A 7,283-nucleotide genomic window follows, 5' to 3' on the forward strand; every position below is an offset into this window, starting at 1 on the left:
ATGGCAACTCTTTCTCAACCGATCCTCGTCCTTGCTGACCACCAGGGCAGTGACGCCGACGGCTGGCACCTGACCCCAGCATCGGCGCAGATCATTTCTCTCGCGTCCACGTTGAGCGACGCTGGAGTTGTCGCACTTTCCCTAACCACGAACCCGGATATGACCACGCTGGGTGCCCTCGGCGTGGAAAAGGTCCTCGTCCCCGGTATTGACCACTCCAGCGCACGCGTCAGCGCAGTCGTCGCAGACGCCGTCGCATCCGCAGTCACGACACAGAAATTCGGAGCCCTCTTCGTTGTCTCGACCTACCGAGGCCGTGAAGTCGCGTCCCGTATCGCCACCCTGACCAACTCCGGAGTTGTCAGCGACGCCATCGGCGTTGAGGTCGACGACGACTCCCTGGTTGTCACGACCACCGCGCTCGCGGGCTCGTGGTCGAATCGCCTGAAAGTCTCGGGTTCGCTTCCGGTTGTGGCTCTTCGACCCGGATCCTTTGATGTCCTCGAGTCCGCGCCGGTCACTCCGGTCGCCGAATCCATCGACGTTGAGCTCAGCGATGAGGCTCGTGCAGTGACGGTCGTCTGCTCGTCTGCACTGGAGTCAACGGGCGTTTCGCTGACTGAGGCCTCCACCGTTGTTGTTGCAGGTCGCGGAACAAACGGCGATGTGAACATCGTCAATGAATTGGCAGATGAACTCGGCGCGGCAGTTGGCGCTACTCGCGTTGTCTGCGATGAAGGCTGGGCACCTCGTACCATGCAGATCGGCCAGACCGGTCTGTCAGTGTCGCCGAACCTCTACATTGGACTGGGTGTTTCCGGAGCTATCCATCACACGGTTGGTATGCAGTCCAGCGCCCACATCGTCGCTGTCTGCGATGACCCTGATGCTCCGATCTTTGAGATCGCAGATTTCGGCGTTGTTGGCGACATGTTCGAGGTTATTCCGGCTGCACTGGAAGAAATCAAGAAGGCGCGCGACGCCGAGTGACGCACTACCTAGATCACGCTGCAACAACCCCGATCCGTCCTTCAGCGTTGGAGGCATGGGTCGAGGCTCAGCGTGAGCTCAGCGCCCATCCCGGGAACCCGGCTTCATTGCACGGTGGCGGTAGACACGCAAAGAGGATGTTGGAGGACGCCCGCGAACGTGTCGCTATCGCCTTGAGCTGCGAGAAGCCCGAAGTGATCTTTACGTCCGGTGCCACCGAATCAGATGCCATCGGCGTACACGGGGGAGCGCTCGCTGGACGTGCATTTAACGCTGATCGGAACACTGTTCTTCTGTCCCCGGTTGAGCACGATGCTGTAGGAAATCAACGCGAGTATTTAGAATCGCGCGGGTTTGCTGTTGAGCTTTTCCCTGTGGCGTCCAACGGCGTGTGCGTCATCGATACTGACGCGTTGGCGCAGGTGAAAGATCAGTGTTCTCTTGCTTCGCTCACCTTGGTCAGCTCAGAAATTGGGACAATTCAGCCGGTATCGCAGATGGTCGAGGCGCTTGATGGTCGTTCCATGCCGATCGCTCAGCGTCCACTGACCCACACCGATGCCGCGCAGGCAATGTCTCTGATGGACGTGTCCTATGCGGAACTCGGCGTTGACTTGATGACCGTGGGTGGTCACAAGATTGGTGCGCCGGCGGGGACTGGTGTGCTGGTTGCACGTCGCGGGCTGAAGATTCCAACCGATCGTCCCGGCGGTGGGCACGAGCGCGGGATTCGTTCAGGAACCCCCGACGTTGCCGGCGCGTGCGCGTTCGCAGTAGCGCTTGAAGAAACGGTTGCTCAGCGCCAAGAGTGGCAGGTCCGCGCGACGCTTCTGCGCGATCGTTTGGCGCGCGCTCTGCCGGACTGTGCGCGACTGACTGTTTCTCCGGATGACGCGTTGGCTTCGATCGTTCATCTGTCGATTCCGACGTCGCATCCTGAAGCGGTCCTGATGGCGATGGACATGGCAGATATCCACGTCTCTGCTGGTTCTGCGTGCCACGCGGGGGTGACGCGCCCGTCCAACGTTGTCCTGGCACTGGGAGCCACCGAAGCTGAAGCGCTGGGAGTCCTGCGCATTTCCACCGGACATGACACGACCGAAGCGGATATTGATGCATTCGTGGATGCTCTTGAACGCGCCGTCCTTGCAGGGCAGGCGTTAGACTCTCACGATCGAGACCGCATGCACGGTCGAACCCACTGAAAGGACAATTGAATGCGTGTTCTTGCCGCACTTTCCGGAGGGGTGGATTCGGCTGTCGCTGCAGCGAAAGCGGTCGAGGCCGGCCACGATGTTGTCGGCGTCCACATGGCTTTGTCGAGTCAACCGCAGGAATGCCGTATCGGTTCGCGAGGTTGTTGCTCCGTTGAAGATGCGGGCGATGCTGCGCGAGCAGCCGAAATCATGGGGATCCCGTTCTACGTGTGGGACCTCGCCCAAGAATTCGAAGAAACCGTCATCGAAGACTTCGTTGAACAGTACAAGCTGGGGCATACGCCGAACCCGTGTGTGCGTTGCAACGAGTTCGTGAAATTCCGTGAACTTGCGACGCGCGCGAAGGCACTGGGTTTCGATGCTGTCTGCACTGGCCACTACGCTGCAATCGTTGATGGTCCATCCGGCCCGGAATTGCACCGCGGCGCGGATTCTCTGAAAGACCAGTCGTATGTTCTGGCAATCATGGGGCGTGATGAACTGTCACGCGTTCTACTACCCCTTGGCGATGCTCCCACCAAGGCGTGGGTGCGCTCCGAAGCGCAGCGTCTTGGCCTGGGCGTGTCCAACAAGCCGGATTCCTACGACATTTGCTTCATTCCCGACGGAGATACGCAGGGCTTCTTGCGCACTCGATTGGGTAGCGATGAAGGTGAGATCGTGAGTCCCGACGGCGAGGTCCTCGGCACCCACCAGGGCTACTGGAACTTCACGGTTGGTCAGCGACGAGGTCTGCATATTGATCGTCCCGCCGAAGATGGCAAGCCTCGCTATGTTCTGGAAACCCGTCCGGAATCGAACCAGGTCGTCGTTGGAGCATCGACTCTGCTCAGCGTGGATCGAATTGAATGTGAGGACGTCGTCTGGTTGGCTCCCGATGATCTGGGGGCCTCAACGGATGACCTGTTCGTCCAGGTTCGCGCCCACGGTACGCCCGTTCCTGTTTCCCTAGTCGAGCACGATTCCGAAGACGAGGCGCGTGAAGGAGGGGAACGCCACTTGGTCGTGTCCCTTTCCGAATCGATCCGTGGCGTTGCTGCCGGCCAGTCGCTGGTCATATACCGTGACACCCGTGTCTTGGGGGAAGCAACGATCATGCGGGCAAGCCGAGCCTCGTCGTTCGCAGCCTGATGGTTTCTTACGAGGTCCACGGATAAGCTCAGTTCGCCGGGGTTGCCACCGACCTTGTACACTAAACGAGCACTGTTTGCGAGCATAGGTTCCATGCGGAACCTCGTCACCCTCGAAAACAGGTTCGCGCGCGAGTGGCGGAATTGGCAGACGCGCTGGATTTAGGTTCCAGTGTCTTTGACGTGTGGGTTCGAGTCCCATCTCGCGCACCAGGTTTTCCCGCATGATTCTGCGGAAAGGCCGAGGTGCCACAAGCGCCGAGACTACAGCGAGACTACAGATGACCAGTGCAAGGGGTTATCTTGAAGAATCGTTGACCTAGTTTCGGATGGCCTTGCGAGGCGTATCCTCATGCTCAAACCGTCCCCCGTCGTCCTCAAAAGCGGCACGATCATCTACCGCGTCCAATACCGTCTGCGCCCCGGCGCGACCCCGACATCCGACCGTTTCGAGACTTACCGGCAGGCCCTCTACTTCTGCGCCCTCATCGACCGTGTCGGCCCCTTCGTGTGGTTTCCACCCTCGATCACAATGACGGGAGTAAAGTCGATGAGCTGTAAGTCAGGCGGCATGGAAGCGTTTGTTTGCTCCTTGGCGGGTCATGCCGAGAACGTCGCCGATTGCTTGCCAGGAAATGCCTGCTTCTCGGGCGGACGCAACGGCGGCGTCAAGGGCTGTTTCGGCTTCGCGGGCGCGCAGTTGAGCGACTGCGATTCTAGCCAGGGTCGGATCGTCAATGGTGGTCAGAGGATCGGGTCCTGTTCCGTTGTTGGCGTTTTCGATTTCGTTAAGCATCTGTGCAGTGGTTTTCATGGGTCACTTCTTCCTGAGGAACTTCTTTCGGGCGGGCATGGCGTGGAAAACGTTGTTTTCGTTATTCACGCCGATTTCGAGGAGTGTGCCTGTATCTGTCGAGCCGATGACTATGACGTAGCCGTCGAAATAGTGGACAAGGATGGGGTTGTTCAAAGCGTGGTCGATCTCTTGGCGAGAGAAGCCATGTTTCCAGGCGCTGTTCAGAAACCCCATAACGGTAACTATAGTTACCATTCCCCATGTTGTCAACTCCTGTTACCAAGGTGGAGGGGTGTGAAATGCCTGAGGAGGAGGTGATGCGATGTCGTGGGTAAGGCAGGGGCTGACTCGGGTGGGGCTGGCGGTCGCCGGTCTAGGAAGAGGCGTAGAAGGAGGAAGCGTTGATGGGTGGTGGGGTGTGTCCAGTTTCTGGTGAGTCTTTGTTGGGTGGTCAGACTATTAGCAGGACTGCGGTCGCAAGAGTGGGCACTGCTGTTTCTGATCTGCCGGAGTTGTTGGCGGATCTTGACTACGTGGCAGGTGGTCTTTCTCATGGGGATTCTGCCGTGGGTGGGGGTGTTCCTTCTTCGAAAGAGCCGGTCAATCTCAGTTTGGTTCTTGAGGTGTGGGAGGCGGTGGACTTGTTGGCTGAGTGGGCTAACGCTTTGTTGGTCTTTGTGACGGGTCCGAAGTCCCATCTCGCGCACAACGGAAGGACACCAGTTGAATGCTGGTGTCCTTCTTTCGTCAATAGCCCGAATACAGTTGTGCCTCCAAGTAGAAAGTCTCGGAGGCACAACCATGAATCGTAAGGATCAGGCGATGAGCGGCAGGCGAGTACGCACGTACACGGTTAGTGCAACGAGCGCTGCGAGCACAATCCCCAGGCCGATGAGTCCTGAACCGGTGATGGAGAACGTGATGTAGCCAAGCAACGCAGCTCCTGCACCGGCAAGCGCATAGGGAAGCTGAGTGTTGACGTGCGTGATGTGGTTACAGCCAGCGCCGGTCGACGACAGAATCGTCGTATCGGAGATCGGGGAGCAATGGTCGCCCCAGACGGCTCCAGCAAGAACAGCGCCGAACGCGGGAATCAGCAGGTCGGAACCGTTGGGAACAGCTGCCATGACTTCGCCGGCAATCGGGAGCAGGATTCCGAAGGAACCCCACGATGTGCCCGTCGCGAACGCCATAGCACCTGCGATGACAAACATCAGTGGCACCAGCCACTGGGCAGGCAGGCTTGAGGATTCAACCAGCGCACCAAGGTAGGCGCCAGTACCGAGCTCAGAAATGAGCGAGCCTAGCATCCATGCAAACAGCAGGATCTCGATAGCCGGAAGCATCGAACGAGCGCCCTCGACGACACCCTTTCCGGCAGTCTTTAGCTCGAAAGCAGGATCCTTGTGCGTGTAGTGGAAGTAGTAGTATGCCGCGGAGATCAGGCCAAGAACACCACCGACATTCAGCGACACGGCGACGTCGGTGTTTGCCAAGATATCCAGGGCATTCCACGACTTAGAAGCAGAGTGGCCGGTCCATGCGATGCCAGCAAGAACGCCCAGGATCAGGATGACGAAGGGGACGATCAGTGCGCGCATGGCGCCAGGTTCGTGACGTGGTAGGTTGTCGGTCAACTGGCCGGGAATCTGCTCTCCCGGATCGTAGACGTGACCGTGCTCGACCGCGCGACGTTCTTCGCGTCGCATCGAGCCGAAGTCGACTTCGAAAATGACGGTCAACCACAACAGGACGACTGCGCCGATGGCGTAATAGTTCATGCCCGCGCTACGCAGGAATGCGCCCGCGTCGGTCACCTGAATTGAGGTTGCTGCAACGATCGGTGCCATGATGCCGATGATCGAGGCGCCCCACGAAGAAAACGGTGCAAGAACAGCGACCGGTGCCGACGATGAGTCGATCAGGTAGGCGAGCTTTGCGCGAGACACCTTGTGGCGGTCGCTAATAGGGCGTGCCACCTGGCCTACGGCAAGCGCGTTGAAATAGTCGTCAATGAAAATCGCGGTACCGAGTGCGGCGGCGAGAATGTGGGCACCTCGCCGACCTTTGATCTTCGTCATCGTCCATTCTGCAAACGCTGCGGTGCCACCAGCCATCAGGACAAGCGAGGTGATAATGCCCAACGTGATAAGGAACAAGAGAATCAGAACGTAATAGGCGTTGATTGCGCCTTCGGTGAAGAAAATCTGAGAGAAAGCACCCCAGATTTTAACGACTGTTGCGACGATCCCGCCGTTTTCGATAAGGAATGCAGCGGAGATAACGCCGGCTGCGAGCGACATGATGACCTTCTTGGTCGTGATGACAAGAGCAATCGCAAGAATCGGTGGGATGAGTGTGAGAACGGGGTATGCCTCGGTCACGGGGGTCTCCTCAGTACAGTTGGGATGAATTCAGGCTAGGCAAGGCGCATGAGGCCGCGCCTTCGGTGTTCTTACTCTGGACATTTTGATTGCGCGGGTAGCGCAGGATTCGACGAGCGCAGCGCTATCGGCGTCGATATGCTTTTGACATGACTCAACTTGAAATTGGAGCGAAGGCTCCGGAGTTTACCGCTGAATCTACGCAGGGACTGATCTCACTGCCTGAGTTGCTTGCGGGCAGTGAAAAGGGCGTTATCGTCTACTTCTATCCGAAGGCCTCGACCCCTGGTTGCACGACGCAGGCCTGCGATTTCCGTGACAACCTGAACACAATGAAGGCAGCTGGGTACACGGTTGTGGGCGTAAGCGCGGACACAATGCCAGCCTTGGAGAAGTTCACTCAGAAGCAGGGACTTAACTTCCCGCTGATCTCGGATCCCGAGCATGCAATCCTTGAACCGTGGGGCGCGTGGGGTGAAAAGAAGAACTACGGCCGTATCTTCACGGGCATCATTCGTTCGACCATTGTTGTTGGCAAGGATGGCACGGTTGCGCTTGCTCAGTACAACGTGAAGGCGACGGGTCATGTGGCGCGCCTACGTCGCGACCTCGGTTTGGACGACTGATACCGGCTCGTGGCTAACTTTGTCGCCCTATACGTCTTTCCTTGATCGCCGTGTCTCATCATCGCTTCTCGAAGCAGGGACAGAAACCCTAATACGGGTTAATAGACAAAAATCGTTGCTTAAGATCGGTGTTTTCAGTG

At 58.1% G+C, this 7,283-nt stretch carries 7 protein-coding genes and 1 tRNA gene; 5 read left to right on the forward strand and 3 right to left on the reverse strand.

Annotated features, from left to right (window positions below; translation table 11 throughout):
* The 4 genes from PG731_RS05805 (at nucleotide 1) to PG731_RS05820 (ending at nucleotide 3,550) form a co-directional block, all read left to right on the forward strand.
* Nucleotides 1-990 carry an electron transfer flavoprotein subunit alpha/FixB family protein gene (locus PG731_RS05805; RefSeq protein ID WP_270772741.1) on the forward strand — a complete coding sequence of 330 codons (990 nt, stop codon included), beginning with the start codon at nucleotides 1-3 and terminating at the stop codon, nucleotides 988-990.
* Nucleotides 987-2,195, forward strand: a complete 1,209-nt coding sequence (locus PG731_RS05810; protein WP_270772742.1) for a cysteine desulfurase family protein — start codon at nucleotides 987-989, stop codon at nucleotides 2,193-2,195. Before PG731_RS05805 ends, PG731_RS05810 begins: the two co-directional genes overlap by 4 nt.
* A 12-nt stretch (nucleotides 2,196-2,207) precedes the next feature.
* Entirely contained in the window at nucleotides 2,208-3,338 is a 1,131-nt protein-coding gene (gene mnmA / locus PG731_RS05815) for a tRNA 2-thiouridine(34) synthase MnmA (protein WP_101627384.1), read from the forward strand.
* A 128-nt stretch (nucleotides 3,339-3,466) separates the two neighbouring features.
* Nucleotides 3,467-3,550: transfer RNA gene (locus tag PG731_RS05820), tRNA-Leu, on the forward strand.
* A 349-nt stretch (nucleotides 3,551-3,899) separates the two neighbouring features.
* Here the strand turns inward: PG731_RS05820 and PG731_RS05825 are convergent.
* The 3 genes from PG731_RS05825 to PG731_RS05835 all read right to left on the reverse strand — a co-directional run bounded on the left by PG731_RS05825 (nucleotide 3,900) and on the right by PG731_RS05835 (nucleotide 6,517).
* Nucleotides 3,900-4,151 carry a hypothetical protein gene (locus tag PG731_RS05825; protein WP_270772743.1) on the reverse strand — a complete coding sequence of 84 codons (252 nt, stop codon included), beginning with the start codon at nucleotides 4,149-4,151 and terminating at the stop codon, nucleotides 3,900-3,902.
* A 3-nt stretch (nucleotides 4,152-4,154) separates the two neighbouring features.
* Complete coding sequence (locus tag PG731_RS05830; RefSeq protein WP_270772745.1) at nucleotides 4,155-4,367, reverse strand: hypothetical protein; 213 nt, start codon at nucleotides 4,365-4,367, stop codon at nucleotides 4,155-4,157.
* A gap of 581 nt (nucleotides 4,368-4,948) precedes the next feature.
* Nucleotides 4,949-6,517: a Na+/H+ antiporter NhaC family protein gene (locus PG731_RS05835; RefSeq protein WP_270772747.1), complete on the reverse strand. Its 1,569-nt coding sequence runs from the start codon at nucleotides 6,515-6,517 to the stop codon at nucleotides 4,949-4,951.
* Between the two features lie 149 nt (nucleotides 6,518-6,666).
* Between PG731_RS05835 and PG731_RS05840 the strand changes: the two genes are divergently transcribed.
* The gene (locus PG731_RS05840; RefSeq protein ID WP_270772748.1) at nucleotides 6,667-7,143 is read left to right on the forward strand and encodes a peroxiredoxin; all 477 of its coding nucleotides are present in this window, start codon (nucleotides 6,667-6,669) and stop codon (nucleotides 7,141-7,143) included.
* The last annotated feature ends 140 nt before the right edge of the window (nucleotides 7,144-7,283 follow it).

The organism is Pauljensenia sp. OF14-1SRA (assembly GCF_027694595.1).
Lineage (GTDB): Bacteria > Actinomycetota > Actinomycetes > Actinomycetales > Actinomycetaceae > Pauljensenia > Pauljensenia turicensis_B.